Source organism: Sporomusa sp. 246TCP1 (genome assembly GCF_057319775.1).
This window is the reverse complement of the sequence record NZ_CM170492.1, coordinates 1308260-1323569: the sequence shown is the minus strand read 5'-3', so window position 1 is coordinate 1323569 and position 15310 is coordinate 1308260. Positions and strand designations below refer to the sequence as shown.

18 protein-coding genes are annotated in these 15310 nt (G+C 41.2%); all 18 read right to left on the bottom strand.

The features are described from left to right. Nucleotides 1-265 precede the first annotated feature (265 nt). The 18 genes from AC1ECB_RS06555 to yqfC all read right to left on the bottom strand — a co-directional run bounded on the left by AC1ECB_RS06555 (nucleotide 266) and on the right by yqfC (nucleotide 15248). On the bottom strand, nucleotides 266-1414 hold the full coding sequence (locus AC1ECB_RS06555; RefSeq protein WP_485667973.1) for an AI-2E family transporter: 1149 nt from the start codon (nucleotides 1412-1414) through the stop codon (nucleotides 266-268). A 189-nt stretch (nucleotides 1415-1603) separates the two neighbouring features. After that, nucleotides 1604-1978, bottom strand: coding sequence for a hypothetical protein (locus tag AC1ECB_RS06550; protein ID WP_485667972.1), 375 nt, complete (start codon nucleotides 1976-1978; stop codon nucleotides 1604-1606). A gap of 77 nt (nucleotides 1979-2055) precedes the next feature. Then, the gene (locus tag AC1ECB_RS06545; RefSeq protein ID WP_485667971.1) at nucleotides 2056-2643 is read right to left on the bottom strand and encodes a hypothetical protein; all 588 of its coding nucleotides are present in this window, start codon (nucleotides 2641-2643) and stop codon (nucleotides 2056-2058) included. Beyond that, complete coding sequence (locus AC1ECB_RS06540) at nucleotides 2630-3811, bottom strand: ArsA family ATPase (protein WP_485667970.1); 1182 nt, start codon at nucleotides 3809-3811, stop codon at nucleotides 2630-2632. Before AC1ECB_RS06540 ends, AC1ECB_RS06545 begins: the two co-directional genes overlap by 14 nt. Before the next feature lie 74 nt (nucleotides 3812-3885). After that, nucleotides 3886-4371 carry a MarR family winged helix-turn-helix transcriptional regulator gene (locus AC1ECB_RS06535; protein WP_485667969.1) on the bottom strand — a complete coding sequence of 162 codons (486 nt, stop codon included), beginning with the start codon at nucleotides 4369-4371 and terminating at the stop codon, nucleotides 3886-3888. Between the two features lie 599 nt (nucleotides 4372-4970). Continuing rightward, on the bottom strand, nucleotides 4971-5414 hold the full coding sequence (locus tag AC1ECB_RS06530) for a DUF4342 domain-containing protein (RefSeq protein ID WP_485667968.1): 444 nt from the start codon (nucleotides 5412-5414) through the stop codon (nucleotides 4971-4973). A gap of 57 nt (nucleotides 5415-5471) precedes the next feature. Continuing rightward, the gene (gene recO, locus AC1ECB_RS06525; protein WP_485667967.1) at nucleotides 5472-6212 is read right to left on the bottom strand and encodes a DNA repair protein RecO; all 741 of its coding nucleotides are present in this window, start codon (nucleotides 6210-6212) and stop codon (nucleotides 5472-5474) included. Continuing rightward, nucleotides 6203-6391: a YqzL family protein gene (locus AC1ECB_RS06520; protein ID WP_485667966.1), complete on the bottom strand. Its 189-nt coding sequence runs from the start codon at nucleotides 6389-6391 to the stop codon at nucleotides 6203-6205. The genes recO and AC1ECB_RS06520 overlap by 10 nt, the downstream gene beginning before the upstream one ends. A gap of 58 nt (nucleotides 6392-6449) precedes the next feature. Further along, nucleotides 6450-7820 carry a hemolysin family protein gene (locus AC1ECB_RS06515; protein WP_485667965.1) on the bottom strand — a complete coding sequence of 457 codons (1371 nt, stop codon included), beginning with the start codon at nucleotides 7818-7820 and terminating at the stop codon, nucleotides 6450-6452. After that, nucleotides 7804-8388, bottom strand: a complete 585-nt coding sequence (locus AC1ECB_RS06510; protein ID WP_485667964.1) for a DUF502 domain-containing protein — start codon at nucleotides 8386-8388, stop codon at nucleotides 7804-7806. The genes AC1ECB_RS06515 and AC1ECB_RS06510 overlap by 17 nt, the downstream gene beginning before the upstream one ends. A gap of 97 nt (nucleotides 8389-8485) precedes the next feature. Continuing rightward, complete coding sequence (gene era / locus AC1ECB_RS06505) at nucleotides 8486-9379, bottom strand: GTPase Era (RefSeq protein ID WP_485667963.1); 894 nt, start codon at nucleotides 9377-9379, stop codon at nucleotides 8486-8488. After that, the gene (locus tag AC1ECB_RS06500) at nucleotides 9372-9779 is read right to left on the bottom strand and encodes a cytidine deaminase (protein WP_485667962.1); all 408 of its coding nucleotides are present in this window, start codon (nucleotides 9777-9779) and stop codon (nucleotides 9372-9374) included. The genes era and AC1ECB_RS06500 overlap by 8 nt, the downstream gene beginning before the upstream one ends. 11 nt (nucleotides 9780-9790) lie before the next feature. Continuing rightward, nucleotides 9791-10138, bottom strand: a complete 348-nt coding sequence (locus AC1ECB_RS06495; RefSeq protein ID WP_485667961.1) for a diacylglycerol kinase family protein — start codon at nucleotides 10136-10138, stop codon at nucleotides 9791-9793. A gap of 8 nt (nucleotides 10139-10146) precedes the next feature. Then, nucleotides 10147-10602 (bottom strand): rRNA maturation RNase YbeY, encoded by a 456-nt coding sequence (ybeY, locus tag AC1ECB_RS06490; RefSeq protein ID WP_485667960.1) that lies wholly within the window; start codon nucleotides 10600-10602, stop codon nucleotides 10147-10149. Then, the gene (locus AC1ECB_RS06485; protein ID WP_485667959.1) at nucleotides 10553-12745 is read right to left on the bottom strand and encodes an HD family phosphohydrolase; all 2193 of its coding nucleotides are present in this window, start codon (nucleotides 12743-12745) and stop codon (nucleotides 10553-10555) included. The genes ybeY and AC1ECB_RS06485 overlap by 50 nt, the downstream gene beginning before the upstream one ends. Nucleotides 12746-12790: 45 nt before the next feature. Continuing rightward, nucleotides 12791-13744: a PhoH family protein gene (locus AC1ECB_RS06480; protein ID WP_485667958.1), complete on the bottom strand. Its 954-nt coding sequence runs from the start codon at nucleotides 13742-13744 to the stop codon at nucleotides 12791-12793. Nucleotides 13745-13771: 27 nt separating this feature from the next. Further along, nucleotides 13772-14983 (bottom strand): sporulation protein YqfD, encoded by a 1212-nt coding sequence (gene yqfD / locus AC1ECB_RS06475; protein ID WP_485667957.1) that lies wholly within the window; start codon nucleotides 14981-14983, stop codon nucleotides 13772-13774. Continuing rightward, a complete protein-coding gene (gene yqfC, locus AC1ECB_RS06470) occupies nucleotides 14973-15248 on the bottom strand; it encodes a sporulation protein YqfC (RefSeq protein ID WP_485667956.1) in 276 nt (91 codons plus the stop codon). Before yqfC ends, yqfD begins: the two co-directional genes overlap by 11 nt. Between the last annotated feature and the right edge of the window lie 62 nt (nucleotides 15249-15310).

The following is a 15310-nucleotide window of genomic DNA, read 5'->3' as shown; positions in this document are numbered from 1 at the left end:
CACAAACTGATTCGAAGCAGCCCAGAGATTTCCTCTTGCAGCTTGGGAAGGCCTTTCACCTTTTGTATTACCAGGCTTTCACTATTCCTGGTTCGCTGCCTTAAAAAGGCTACTTCTTTCCCTCATTGCCGTGATTTTCGACTTTAATCGTTACCTAGTTTTATACTAGCTATAGTATCCAATATATAAAATTTTATCATGGAAATATAGGAAAATCAAGGGCTTACAATGATTCAGCCTAGATTCTCAATTAAATCTGTTAAGCCTACTTTAAAACAGACATCTTCGCAGTGGATTCCACTGCTTTTAACCGGTCATTCACATTTTTACTTATCAGTTTATATATCGTCGCAGTGACCGGAACACCTAGGAAAATGCCAGTAATACCCATCAATCCCCCGCCGATCGTTACCGCAGCGAATAACCATATTTCAGGTAGGCCAATACTTTTCCCGACCACTCTCGGATAAATCAGATTTCCTTCTATTTGTTGAAGGATGATAATAAAAATAATGAACAATACGGCTCTAATCGGATCGATGGCCGCAATCAGCAAAAAGCCCACTATTGCGCCAAGATAAGCCCCCAAAATGGGAACCAAAGCTGTCAGTCCCATCACCGATCCAATTACAGTTGCGTAAGGAAATTGAAAAATCAGCATCCCCACCGTGCATAAAATTCCGAAAATAACTGCTTCTTTACACTGGCCAACAATATAACACCTAAAAGTATCATCCATAATCTTAAAACTTTCAATTAACTTCTCCCTGTGATCAAAGGATAAAAAAGCATGAGCCAGTTTGTTTATTATCCGCTTTAGATCATCTTTGTAAAATAAAATATATATGGCAAATATTATAGCAAATACCAAATTAAATAAGGTTCCAAAAATCGAACCGATAAAAGAAACTGTTCCTCCAGCCCAATTCCGGAGCCAGCCTAAAGACTGGTTTATCATTGATTCCTGATTGATTCCAAGTTGTCTAATTTTAGCTTTGATTTCCGGAATATCATTAACGCTTTGCTGGCTCCATTCGACTGCCTTATTATACATATCGGGAACTCCACTTGAAAGCAGAGATATCGACTGACCGACCTGAGGAACAACAATGTGCAAAAACATCACAAGAATCAGAACGATTGTCAGTATCGCTAATATAATAGCGATACTTCGACGATTACGAAGTAATAATTTATTTTTACTCCTGGGAAAATAAATCATTTCATAGCCGGAAACTAAAATATTTATGATATAGGCAATTCCCAGCCCCAGAAACAGAGGATAAAGAACGTCATATACCTGCTTGACTGCAGAAGCAGCACTGGAAAAGTTCAAAATTATCAGGAGCATGATGCCAGCCAGAAGCATGATTTTGACAATAAATTTTTGCTTTTCCCTATCCAGCTCTTTCATAACATAATTCCTTTCCGTCATGTCAGATTTTTGTTTTTAGTCTTAGACATAACCTATTAAATCTCTGATGATAAATAGTTTTGTATTTTGATTGATTTAACTGGACAACGACCCCAGCCGCGTGACCCAGTTCATGTCTCAGTTTAATTGCTTTTAAAGTATTTTGCAAATAAAAATATGTTCTTTTAACTAAGCCCTAAATTTCAAGGGCAAAATATACACGATAATTGCTAGTAAACAAATTAAATTGAAGGGGTCACTGATGCCACCAAAAAATATTCCCACAATCATCCTCACCAACCAAAATAGAGAAACAGATACCAGCATGCTTTTTCCTAGCTTTGTTGTTATTATTTCATTGGCATGAACTAGTGAAAGATAGGCCACTACAAAAAACACAAAAATAAGACACAAATTTAAACCCTGCATGATAAAAGAGTTTTCGTAGGTTAATAATGCCAACTCCGTTTTCCATTGAAACAACTGCCAGAAAAACACATGGAAAACGCCAATGGCAATATGTAATAATCCTCCGAATATCAATAAATTCCTGTATAACTTCATGATCAAACTCCCCCCTATTAGATAATCTAAAATCTACGTAAAACTCTCCCCCTTTCTGATATTTGTCAAAACACCCATCATTCTGCTGCTTCTTTCACCATTCTTAACATTTCGAGTCGTATCCAGCCGCTAAAAGGTCGTACAATCAACCAATACGGCGGGAACAACAGTTTTGCCAATCCTAAACACAAAACCCTGGTTTCAGTCGACAGGGTTGTAGTACCGTCAGGATTACCGGTTATATAGAAGTTCCATACACCTTTGCAGTAACCTGGAGGACTAAAATTGAGAAATTCTGCAGGGGTAAGATCGCGGATAAATGCAACCGCCGGTTGCCAACACTTGCCGACAAAGCCAAAAAGAATCTCGCAGTTGACGTTTTCGACAAGCGGAATAAAACCTGTTGTAGCTGTTAGCTCAGCTAATGTCCCCACTTTTATTTGGGATAGGGAATTATTCGAGAGAAGTGATCCATATCTCTTACGCATTTTTATAAGTAACTGTATGATACTTGATTTGCCTATATCAAAGTCGTTAACAGTCCGAAATACCTGTTCTGTTGATGCATTTATAATGATGTTATGTGTTTCTGAAAAATAGTATTGAGGTAAATACTCATCCAGTCTTCGATTGGCACAGTTTTCTTTATGTTCATGTTGCATCACTTTTTCTACCTCCGAACTCGATTTTTAGCAAGCCGTCTTCTATCCTGGCGGCAATAGCATTCCGGGCCTGCAGTTTACGGGGCAAGTAAATATTACGTTTGTAGCCTCCTATCCTGACTGTAATCTCGTCACCCTTTTGCGATAGCGCGACAATTTCCTTACTTACAAAAGGCAAAGATAATTCAAGAAGGTAGCCATTGTCCATTCGGCTAATTCTTTGCGATTGGCCCCGGTATAGAAAATCGTCCGGAGGTGTGATGCCGAAACACTGATCACCCATTCTTTCCAAAGCCACAGATCCTATAACTTCCTCAGCAAAAAGAGGTACGGCTAATACAGGTACAGGATGAAACTGTTCTTTTATGTATTTCAGATATGTGATATGTATTTCATTCCATTTTTCGAAATAACAGCCCAAATCAGCGGTAGGCAGCAGGCGATTAACGATTATTGCGTCAGTGTTAAACCCGTATAGATTCAAATACATAAAGCTTCGTTGGGCTTCCTTGATGACCATTTTTTCAGGATTTACCACTAGCCTGATGGAGGTAACCGTATGGTCTGTCAATAGTTCATGCATTTTTCTGACGCGTAGAGCGAGTTCACCAATACTGTCTAGCATTTCGTCGGGTGGCAGCGGCGCGCCGATTAGGGGTTTGGCAATAGGACGGGCAATTTTCAGCAGCAGTTTTTCCACAGGGAAAACTTTCTCCAACCACCATTTTAATACTTCCGGAAAACAGAGCAATCTAAGCGTCTCGCCGGTAGGGGCACAGTCGACAAGGACAACATCGTACTTTCCTTCCTGGTAGTGGGTAAGGATCTCCAGCAGGCAGAAAAGCTCTTCTAATCCTGGAAAAACCATGAGCTCCTCGGTTGTTATATCTTTAACGTTTTGTGACAACAGCAGGTAAGAGAGATATTTCTGTATCTTGCCCCAGTGTTTTTCTGTGCTGGCTAGAGTACTTACCTCCTGGCCCCACAGGTTTTCTCGAATTTTAATTGGTTCACCGGCAAGGTCAAGATCAAAGGCATCTCCCAAGCTATGGGCGGCGTCTGTGCTTATCACAATCGTTTTTTTCCCCGTTCTAGCAGCGGCAATAGCCGTTGCCGCCGCTAAGCTGGTCTTGCCAACACCGCCTTTTCCAGTGTAAAGAATTATTCTCATACCTAACACTTCCTAACATTTGCTTAGGATATTTTTATTTCGTATGACGAAATAAAATTTCAAAAAAATTAAAGCTATTCAATTGTAATACTTCGACTAGGTTGGGCGGGTTGCTGTTCTGATTCCGGTTTCGCCTGCTGCTTTTGCAGTCCACAAATTACTTTTCGCATCAATTCCAGCATCAGTTCAAATTCCTCGTCGGTAACTGTATTGCGTACCCTAGCGATAAGGTTATGGAAGTGGTCTTTAAATTTTACCACTAGTGCAGTGCCTTCTGCTGTCAGGAAAACGGTTACAACCCGACGGTCTTCGGTACTGCTGCCCCGAGCTAGTAGGCCTTTTTTTACCAGTCGATCTGTAACTCCGGTGGCAGTGCTCATTGGCACTGCCATGCTTTGCGCCAAATCACCCATGGTGCTGTATTTCTGGCGTTGCACAAGTAACAAGGCCAAAAGCTCAAGCTTGGATACTGACAGATCAATACTAATAATTTCCTCTGGCATCATGACTTTTCTAATATTATCAAGGACAAACTCATAAATATCATGACTGCTATTCAAGATAAACACCTCCATAAATATATTTCGCAAAACGAAATATCCTTAATATGAAATATATTCCTATTGAAGTGATTTGTCAAGGATAAATTGTGTAAAATCCTGTGTTTTGTTATACATGGGTGTTTCTTATTTTTTATCTAAATTTAGTAAACTCTTTCCAATAAGTCAATTTTTAAAAATAACTCAAGCCTGACCCCACATGCTCCCTTGCTTGAGTCAATAGAGTACAAGGAGCGGGATTTTACTTTTGGCATTGCCCTAAAAGTAACAAAAGGTCTAGGCCCCAAGCCTCCAAAAGCTGAAAAGCCAGGCGATATTCCTAAAATCCGTAAACTCGCTACGCTCAAACAGTACGGATTTTTTAACGGAATACCGCCTGGCTTTTCTCCTGCGGAACGCTTTTTCCAGCAAAGGCCGGGGGGTTACGGGAGTTACGAAGGGCGCCGGCCGCCTGTGCCGGGTTTTATACTTGACACTCCTTGTTTTATAAGACCTCCATAACTCTCAAAAACTTATACTTATCTTATAAAAAAACACCCCTTTCTCGCGAAAAGGGTGTTTTTTTGTTAAGCTGCAGAAATTACGTGTAGCAGTTTATACTACATATTTTGCGAGGACTTGTCCACCTCAGCTTGTGAATCTTCCCTGTCAGTTTCAGGCGGCTCGGTATCTTCGCGTATCACCTCGATAGTACACCGCTTAAACACGGCAACTAAAACGCCCACAGCGGCCAATTGAGGCAGCACCACAGCACCAATGGCGCCAAGAGCTACAGGTATGTCTGCCAGCACCCGTCCTTCATGCTTGACGCGAATCTTATTAACATTGCCTTCGCGAATAAGTTCTTTCACTTTGTCAATGACCTCGGTGGAGCGCACCGAAAATTCCTCGGTCCACTTGGTGCTGCTTTTACTTTTATCTTCAAGTTCAATTAGGGTATCAATTACGTGGCCATCATTACGTTCCAGAGCCTCTTTAGCCTCCCGATACGAAACACCGGTGCGTTCACGAATCAAATCAATATTTTCCAAAGTAATATCCATTGTATACCCTCCACTAATTTAGGATTAGTCTTCCCTGTTTGAAAAATGTTATTCTAATTATAGGGTATTAAGCTTATTAATAAAATCTAATGACTTAAGTGGACGTTCTAACTGGTGTCGTACAAAACCGTACAGCAGACTCTCAGCGACTGACAAGACCGTAGCAGTCACGGCAAATTGACCAGGTTGTCGCAAATCCAAAGATAACAACTTAGCTAAAAAATCCTTGTCAGGCTGATCGAACTTACTTGTGCCGGACGGGCTGCAATGTACACATGTACCGCCGCCTTCGGTAAAACTGAAATAGGCCGGCAAACTCAATTTGGAACCACAGTGCGCGCAACACTCATATTCAGGTTGAAAGCCTGCCAAGACCATCAACTGCCAGGCACCTGCCAGGGCAGCAATGCGCGGGTTGCGCTCTGCCAGAAGCGTTAGCACTGCTAACAGCATATCAAATGCTGCTGACTCAGACTGATGCTGCGGCCATAGCCCTAGCGTTAACTCAGCAATGAAATTGGCATAGGCTAATCTAGTTAAATCTTCCCGAATTTTTCGAAATGAAGTTACAACTTCACACTGCCTGACTAAGTCCATGCCTTTGCCGCCAGCTAGCAACAAGTTTAAATGAGTAAACGGCTGGAGACCACCACTCAACTTACTTTTAGGTTTGCGGGCACCATAGGCCATCACAGTAACAATGCCGCGCTCGCGGGAAAACAAAGTGACCATTCTGTCAGCAGCGCTCCAGTCGCGTGTTGCTAACAGAATGGCTTCTGACGGATACTCTAATGCCATTTAACCTCACGTAATGAATCTTTTGAAGAATATTTTTCTGCAAGTAGTGATTGTGTGGTTTCATCGTCTGACTGCTGTTGGTTGCTACAATGACAATCTGAACAAGCACGATAGGCAAGGTAAGCATCGATATTACCGGTACTAAAAAAAATTTCCCATAAAGTTTCCCGTAATAACACTCGACATCATCCCTTCAACTTATATTGACAAACAGGACTAGCCACATAACCAATTAACTTATTCCAAACTATCATTTGCCGCAGCTTCTGGAAAAAGCGGTACTGCCTTAACTCTTACAATTCGGAAGCCGGTAACCTGAAGTACCTCAAATGAATAGTCACCAATATTTACTATATCACCAGTTTCCGGACGACGTCCCAACATTCCAAATATATAGCCACCTAGTGTATCTTCCTCATGATCTTCCAAACGAATATTCAGAAGTTCAGTCACATCATCCAGGAGAACTCCACCGTCAAATTCATAACTGCCATCAGACAGACGTTGAATTTCAATATCTGCTACCTCATCATGCTCATCCTGAATATCACCAACAATCTCTTCAATTACATCTTCCAGCGCTACAAGTCCGGCTGTACCGCCATACTCATCCGCAACAATAGCCAGGTGGGTACACTTGCGGCGCATAACTTGCAGCAGATGAGCTACTGACATTCCTTCAGGAACTACCAGTACTTCCCGGACAATAGCAGTTAAGTCACGCTCCCCTGGTGCGCACATATCAAAATCCATCAAATCACGAACATGAACCATACCAATTATATGGTCTTTGTCTTCCACACATAATGGATAGCGTGTATGCACGGTTTCCCGTACCACTCGCATATTTTCCTCAAATGGATCGTCCGTAAATAAACATACCATATCTTGTCTTGGCACCATAATTTCCCGCGCCAAACGATCAGCAAAATCAAAAACATTGTCAATAAGTTCGCTTTCCATCTGATTAAGCACACTGCCGCGATGACTGGCACTGACAATCATCCGTAATTCTTCTTCCGAATGAGCCAGGTCAGCTTCACTAGCCGCTTTCATTCCAATTGCACTTAAAAGCAACTTAGCTGTACGGTTAAACAGCATAATAAACGGATAGCTGACTTTGTGGAAAATAGTGAGTAACCATATACAGGACAACACCATACTTTCCGAACGCTGCACCGCCAGTGATTTCGGGATAAGGTCACCTAAAATAATGTAAAAAAATGTAATGCCAGTAAATCCCAGGACAATACTAACGGTAGTAATCAGCCCTTCTGAAACAGGAAAATAATTCATTAGAATAGGTTTTATCAATGAGGATATAGCCGGTTCACCCAACCAACCAAGTGCTAAGGATGATAAAGCAATACCGAGTTGCGTAGCGCCAAGGTAACTATCAAGTGAAGCTACTACCTTTAAAGCTAGTTTAGCCCGGGCATTACCTTGCTGAGCAAGTTCTTCCAGTCGAGTTTTACGAATTTTGACTAATGAAAACTCGGATAATACAAAAAAACCATTAATTAAGACAAGTAACAGAGCGGCCGCCAACTTAACCGAACTGAATAATGGCGAATCTATAAAGCATCTCTCCCTAGTTATTGGAATCATTACTGCGCGGCATAATAGCACCGGCGGTAATAACATATTGCAGTGCGCTTTCGCTTGTTACGTCTAAAGGTATTATGTCCCGACTGGGCAGAATAATATTAAAGCCAGAGGTCAGATTAAGACTCATGGGAACAAAAACGCACACATGTTCTTCTGTAAATTTATCAGCCAATGGCACCGATAATTCAGGCATAACAAAGCCTAATGCCTTAACTCCCGGATGTGGATAAGGTACTAATACTGCATGTTTTAGCAGTTCCTGAGACTCAAATACGGCTGTAGATATTTGTTTTACACTGTTGTAAATAAATTTTACCACCGGTATTGAGCCTACCAGGCGTTCCCCATACCCAATTACTTTTTGCAAAAGCCAATGTGAGGATAGCCAACCGACAAGGACAATCAAAAATAATACGACAATCAGTGACAATCCGGGAAAATGAATCGGCAGATATTGACCTAGCAGCTGCTCAGTAAATGAAAAAATATTAATAATTACAAAGGTTGTAATGGCAATAGGTACAATTACAATTAATCCATTGATAAAATACTTAGAAGCCCAATTCATTTATTCACCTCTCTAACAAATGATACCATTATGCGCGGTATTGGTCAATAATTGAAATAAGCTACCGCACAGCGGTAGCTTGTTTTATTGTTTAAATTTACTCAAAGCCAAAACTTTTTAACACATTAGGCCGGTTGCGCCAATCTTTTTTTACCTTGACCCATAGATCAAGATATACCTTAGAACCCAAGAGATTTTCAATATCACCCCTGGCCAGGCGGCCGATATCTTTAAGCAGGTGACCACCGGCACCGATAACAATCCCTTTTTGCGACTCACGTTCAACATAAATAACAGCTCTAACATACAAATTATCATTAGGTCTGGTAACAATTTCTTCAATGTCAACAAGTATCGCGTGGGGAATCTCCTCTTTGGTTAAATGTAACACTTTTTCTCTGATTAGCTCGGCAATGACAAGACGTTCGGGCTGATCGGTAATCATATCTTCGGGATAATATTGTGGCCCCGGTTCAAGATGTGATTTGATCTCACTAACCAACTCTGCAAAATTGGTGTGATCAAGTGCCGAAATCGGTACAACCGCGGCAAATTTAAATTGTGCTGTATATTTTTCAATAATAGCAAACAATTTAGTTTTTTCAATTTTGTCTATTTTATTTACTGTGAGAATAACTGGTGTACGAACATTTGCCAGATTATCCAGTATATAGCGTTCTCCTGCCCCCATTTCGGCGGTAACATCGACTACAAATAAAATAACATCTACATCCCGCAGAGAGCCTTCCGCTTCCTTGAGCATGTATTCGCCTAACTTGTGTTTGGGTTTATGCATACCAGGAGTATCAATAAATAAGATTTGCGCATCATTTTGCGTAAGGACACCCATAATTTTATTTCTGGTTGTTTGAGGTTTATCAGACATAATGGCCACTTTCTGACCAATTAAATTATTCATCAGCGTTGATTTACCAACATTAGGCCGACCAATAACCGCGACAAAACCTGATTTATAGTTTTCTTCATTCATTATTTTTCCCACCATCTTTTCTAATATCACCTTTGGCAAAACTAAAAGGCAAAAGTTCCTCCATAGTAACCGTCCGCTGCTTACCGTTTAGGTTCGCTAATAAAATTTTTCTAATACCAAACTCAGCCATAACCTGCCGACAAGCACCACATGGCGATACCGGACCGGGCGTATCAGCCACTACGGCTATGGCAATAAGCTCTTGTTCACCTTCGGATACAGCCTTAAAAATCGCAGTACGTTCAGCACAGTTTGATAATCCGTAGGAAGCGTTCTCAATATTGCAGCCACTATAAATACGGCCACTTATTCCTTGTACCGCCGCCCCAACTTTAAATCCCGAATACGGCACATAAGCCTGTTCTCGGGCGCTAATTGCAGCCTTAACCAGTTCCTCCATATCTTCCTCACCTATTTTAGTATTTTGTCCCAAAATAGAACATAGCCAACACCTAAAGCAGCCACTGCCTGAATGAGAACGGCTCCCGCAGCAGCATCTTTGGCTATCTTGGCCAACGGGTGAAACTCAGGTGAAACTTTATCAACAAGAGCTTCTAATGCAGTATTAAATATTTCGGCTGTAATGACGCCGGCAATCGTCAAAAATAAAACACCCAACTCAATTCCGCTTAACTCAAACCGCCATGCTAACCCTAATGCCCCCAGGGCAGCCAGCAAATGAACCTTCATATGCCGCTGGGTGTGTATACAGTAAAAAATACCAGCGATGGCGTACCGAAAAGCCATTATTATCTGCATGGCAGCACCTATTGTTCACGGGTAATACCGAGCAGTGATAAAACGTATTCTTCTTCCTGACGCATTTCAATTTTCTCTGCTTCAACCTCATGGTCGTAACCTAAGAGGTGTAACATCCCATGGACAGTCAGATAGGCTAGCTCGCGTTCTAAACTATGATTGAATTCTTCCGCTTGTCTGGCTGTGGTTTCCAGTGATATTACTATGTCTCCCAGCAAAATTTCAATATCATCAGGAGTATCGGAAATATCAGGCTCATGCTCGCCTGCACACTGGTCATTCATTGCGAATGACAATACATCTGTAGGTGCATCTTTGTTACGGTACTGACGATTAAGCTGATGAATGTATTCATCATCAGCCAGCACCACACTTACCTCAGTTTGCGGCTTGAGTCCATAAACCTCAGCCGCTTTATTTAACACTTGTATCAACATTTGTTCCATTGCAGTGGTTACTATCATCTTTTCCTGCCGGTTGTTTATTACTATTTCCACCTTTAGTTTTTCTCCTCTCAAGCTCTTTGAGAGCTTCGGGATATTCAATTCGACTATGGAACATGCTGGATAATAGTCGAATATACACATCACCAATAATTGTAAGGTCGCGTAACGTTAGGTTGCATTCATCAAGTTGCCCGTCTTGCAGTCTTTCCCTAATGATTTTTCGTACAGTGGCCTCAATGCGATTAACGTTAGGCTTACTAATGGAACGCACCGCCGCTTCACAGGAATCGGCCAACATAACAAGGGCTGCCTCTTTGGTCTGTGGTCTCGGTCCCTCATAGCGAAAATCTGATTCAATAACACATTCACCATGTTCAGTTTCCGTAGCCCGTTTATAAAAATAGGACGCCAGTGTAGTACCATGGTGTTGCTGAATGATATCTACTATTACCTGTGGTAATTTGTACTCCTTACACAAGTCAAATCCATCTTTGATATGGGATATAACAATGAGCGTGCTAAGTGACGGCGCAATTTTGTCATGCGGGTTTTCACAGCCTGATTGATTTTCAATAAAAAAATATGGCCGTTTAAGTTTACCAATATCATGATAATAAGCGCCAACCCTTACAACCACCGGATCTGCCCCAACCGTTACCGCCGCGGTTTCCGCCAAATTGCCCACAAGTACACTGTGATGATAGGTCCCTGGAGCATTTAATAACAGACGCTGCAATAGTGGGTGGTTAGGTTTTGCCAAGTCCAACAGCTTGATTGGCGTAGTAATATTAAAAACATGCTCGAGATAAGGTAAAAGACCGGTAGTAATAACTGCGGAAGCAATCCCGCTAATGGCACCAAGCATTCCCTGAAATAGTACTTCTGTGCCATTAAGCTGTTGGATGAGACCTGTCGAACCAATTACTAAGAAATTAATTACCGCAATCCAGACTCCACCCCGCGCGAGACTATAACTGTGAGCCATTTTGGTTACACTATACACCCCAGCCATACCACCAATAAGCGCAGCAACTACTGCGCGCAAGTCATGATCCACAATCACACCAAAAAACATCGCCATAATCACACTAATTAAGATCCCTACCCGGGGATCAATCAAAATGGCCGTTAACAGTGCTCCAGCCGCAATTGGTGCGGCAAAGTCTGAATAATAATGAGCAACCTTAGCAATCAGCAAGGTAACTAAAACAATTAAACCTAATAAGATTAAATACATATTATTATTATAAATAGAGTTTGCAAAGCGATATAAATAGCCTAAGGAAATCCCCATTACTATAAGCACAAACAAAGTAAGCCCCAAAACTCTTACTTCACTGATATTTCCAGCATATAAGCCTAATTCCTCCATAACATGAATCTGCTCTGTAGTTACGATATCACCACGTCTTACTAAGATCTGCCCTTTGCGAACAGTTTCCCGCACCGATTCAATATTAGCCAGTGCCGATTGCTTACGCTTGTCTGATTCTCGAACATTTAGAATAAAATTAGGCCTAATGAGTGTTTGTGCAATACCAGCTACAACAGCTTCTGCATTTTTACCAAGACCTAATTCTTCTGCGTCAAGCACAACCTGTTTTCTGGCGATATCAATGTCATCATCTCTGATGCCGCGTTGTAAATACTTGCGTAAGATAGATTTCGTATAATCTTCCGTTTTTAATAAGCCCGTATCATCCAAATTCAGCAGCCCGTGAACCACTGTACTAGACAATGCGACTGGTAATTCGCGAGTAAGTTTTTCCATTTTTTGTTCAGCGGTCAGTGATTTGTCTGCTTGAATGGCTTGTGCTGTACGAAAAATGATTTTGACATCATCCTCGGCTTTGGCCATGACAGCAATATCCATATCATAGACATTAGCCACACTGGCCATAACTTCCAACTCAAGTTTCTTAGTTTTTACATTGTCAATATAAGACACTGTTCTCGGTGCAATTACATCCCGGTCACTAACCTGACCAATTTGCAGTGATATTTTTTCCGGAATAAAATCAGCTGATAAACAAAGCATATATAAGGCAAAGAAAATGAAAAATACCACGGTTCGGCGTACTATTGAATGGGTCTGTATATTGACCGGCTGCGCAAATAAATCCCGCAACTTATTATTAACCGATATCATCTTTTCTTTCACTCCATACCACTGCTCAGCGTTTTGTAGGACCAACGCGAGCTATAGTTATTGCTTTTGATCATACTGTGCGTAAGCCTTGATGATACGGCTGACTATTTCATGTCGTACTACATCACCTTCGTTTAAAGTAAGCATTGCAATACCAGGTACCTCTGCCAGCACAGCTTGGGCATGCTTAAGACCTGATTTAACTCCTGTTGGTAAATCAATTTGAGTTATATCACCGGTTATTACCATTTTTGAACCAAAGCCCATTCTTGTTAGAAACATTTTCATTTGCTCAGCAGTTGTGTTTTGGGCTTCGTCCAAGATGATAAAGGAATCCTCAAGTGTACGTCCACGCATATAAGCTAAGGGTGCCACTTCAATAATATTTTTGGCCATATACTTTTGTACAGTATCTATTCCCATGATATCATACATGGCATCATACAAAGGCCGCAAATAAGGATCAACCTTTTCTTGTAAATCCCCAGGTAAAAAACCAAGCTTTTCACCAGCTTCCACCGCTGGACGAGTCAAAATGATTTTTTCTACTTGCTTATTTTTCAAGGAAAATGCTGCCATAGCAACCGCAAGATAAGTCTTCCCTGTTCCTGCCGGCCCTATTCCGAAAGTAATATGATTGCGGCGAATGGCCTCCAAATAGTAGCTCTGTCCAAGGGTTTTAGGCTTAATATGGCGACCTTTGGCTGTGACCAAAACAGTATCGGCAAACATTTGATGAAGAAAATCCGCCTGACCGGCAAGAATCATCTGAATACTATATCGTACATCATGGCTTGTTACCGGATTGCCCTCCCGGTACAGATAACTAAGCTCATTAAACAAACGAGTAAGCTGCTCGACTTCACCATCTTGGCCATCCAAAATTAATTCTGTTCCCCTTGCTGTCATTCTACAGGAAAAATGTTGGTTAATTAATCCTAGATATTCGTCATTCCTTCCTAAAACAGCGATAGCTTCCTTAGTATCTACAAAATTAATTCGTTTTTCCAAAAAAACAATGCCCCCTACTAGAATAATTCACTGGTAAATATTAATAGTTTGCCCAATATCTTCGATGGTTTCCACATTTACTTTTACTCTAACTATGTCCTCTGCCGGAGTTTTTAATACTTCATAATTGCGCGATACTATTTGGGCTGTTTCAGGAATACTACTTTGCACTGCCTGAAGGGCTTTGGCATGAGCCTCATTGCGTGCTTCTTCAAACGATTTTTCTTTATGTTCGGTGTTTATTTCACGGTATATTGTAATAGTTGATTCGACAACTACCTCCCTATTCCTCCATAGTGGCAATTGTTTATATATAATCTCGGTCTCATACTCTGGGTATAGCTGCTCTGGAAGCTCATTAAATGATACCTCAGAGTTGCCAATTTTCATAGCTACCGCTATATGCTGATTACCGGTACGGGTAACTGTAGTTTGTTTCAACTCGGTTTCCGCATAGCCCTCATACCATATCCGGGCTTTGATAATACCTCTGGCGCGAAGTTCTTTTGGTATGTTACTAATTGGCGGCTGACCTTCAAGTGCAGCTGGCGCAGGTTCAAGAAAGACTCCATTTATTAGCAGATCACCTTTCTTGACGGTATCACCATTTTTTACTGCCGCCTGCCCGGCTAAAACAATAATTTCAGTAATTACACCATCTTTGACGGCAACAAGGTGCGCCGGGGCTTTATCTTCCTGTTTAGGCATGGTTTTTTCAACGATTTCTACAACTGCCCGGGTTCCGGTAAAATTAATTCCTACCCATGCTACTTCCGGAACCTGTAATGCTATTTCCCGTTCAACCGCTTTGCTATTAATATTATTTTTTATGGCACCCGCCTTCAAACCATACTGCTCGGCAATAGTTCTTACTTCTTGTTCAGGTATATTTTTAAGACCGGTAATCTCAACAAACCAAATGTAAGAGGACAGGGTATAGAGCAAAGAAAAAAATAAAATAGCTCCTAGCAGCAGCATTTTTCGCTGTTTGATGCGTTTGATAACAAAAGGCAAACCGCGATATGCCAGTACTTTTACTTTGATATGACTGCATATCACTAAAGGTCGAATGCGAAAAAAATCATCCAACCTGATCCAGGCAATCAAATCTTCGTCAGTTTTAGTGATACCCCATAGTAAAATATGTTCAACAATACAAAGGTTAATAAACCGCTCAGGCATAGGACCGCTAAGGCGGATCTTCACGGCGCCACGCAAGTAATTCGCATTAAATATCATAATTAACCTTTTGCACCACACCTTCAACTAGAATTTGCTCAGCCTGGAGATTTCCCAGGGTTAACATTTGACCGTAAATAAACAATTCTCCCTGACTGAGTTTTATCCGAACAAGCGAAGGGGTATATTCAATTATCCCTTTGTGGTTTTCAACTAACAGTTGTTTATTGCCAAGCATCGTTATGCGCGGCAAATCCATCACAATATCTTGTGGTATTTCCAAAAATCCAGCCAAAGATTGTAATCTTCCCTTACGGCGTAACATGTGAAATCCCCCCTCATATACCAATGTATGCCTAACAATAGGCTAATTAGTACATGAGAAGG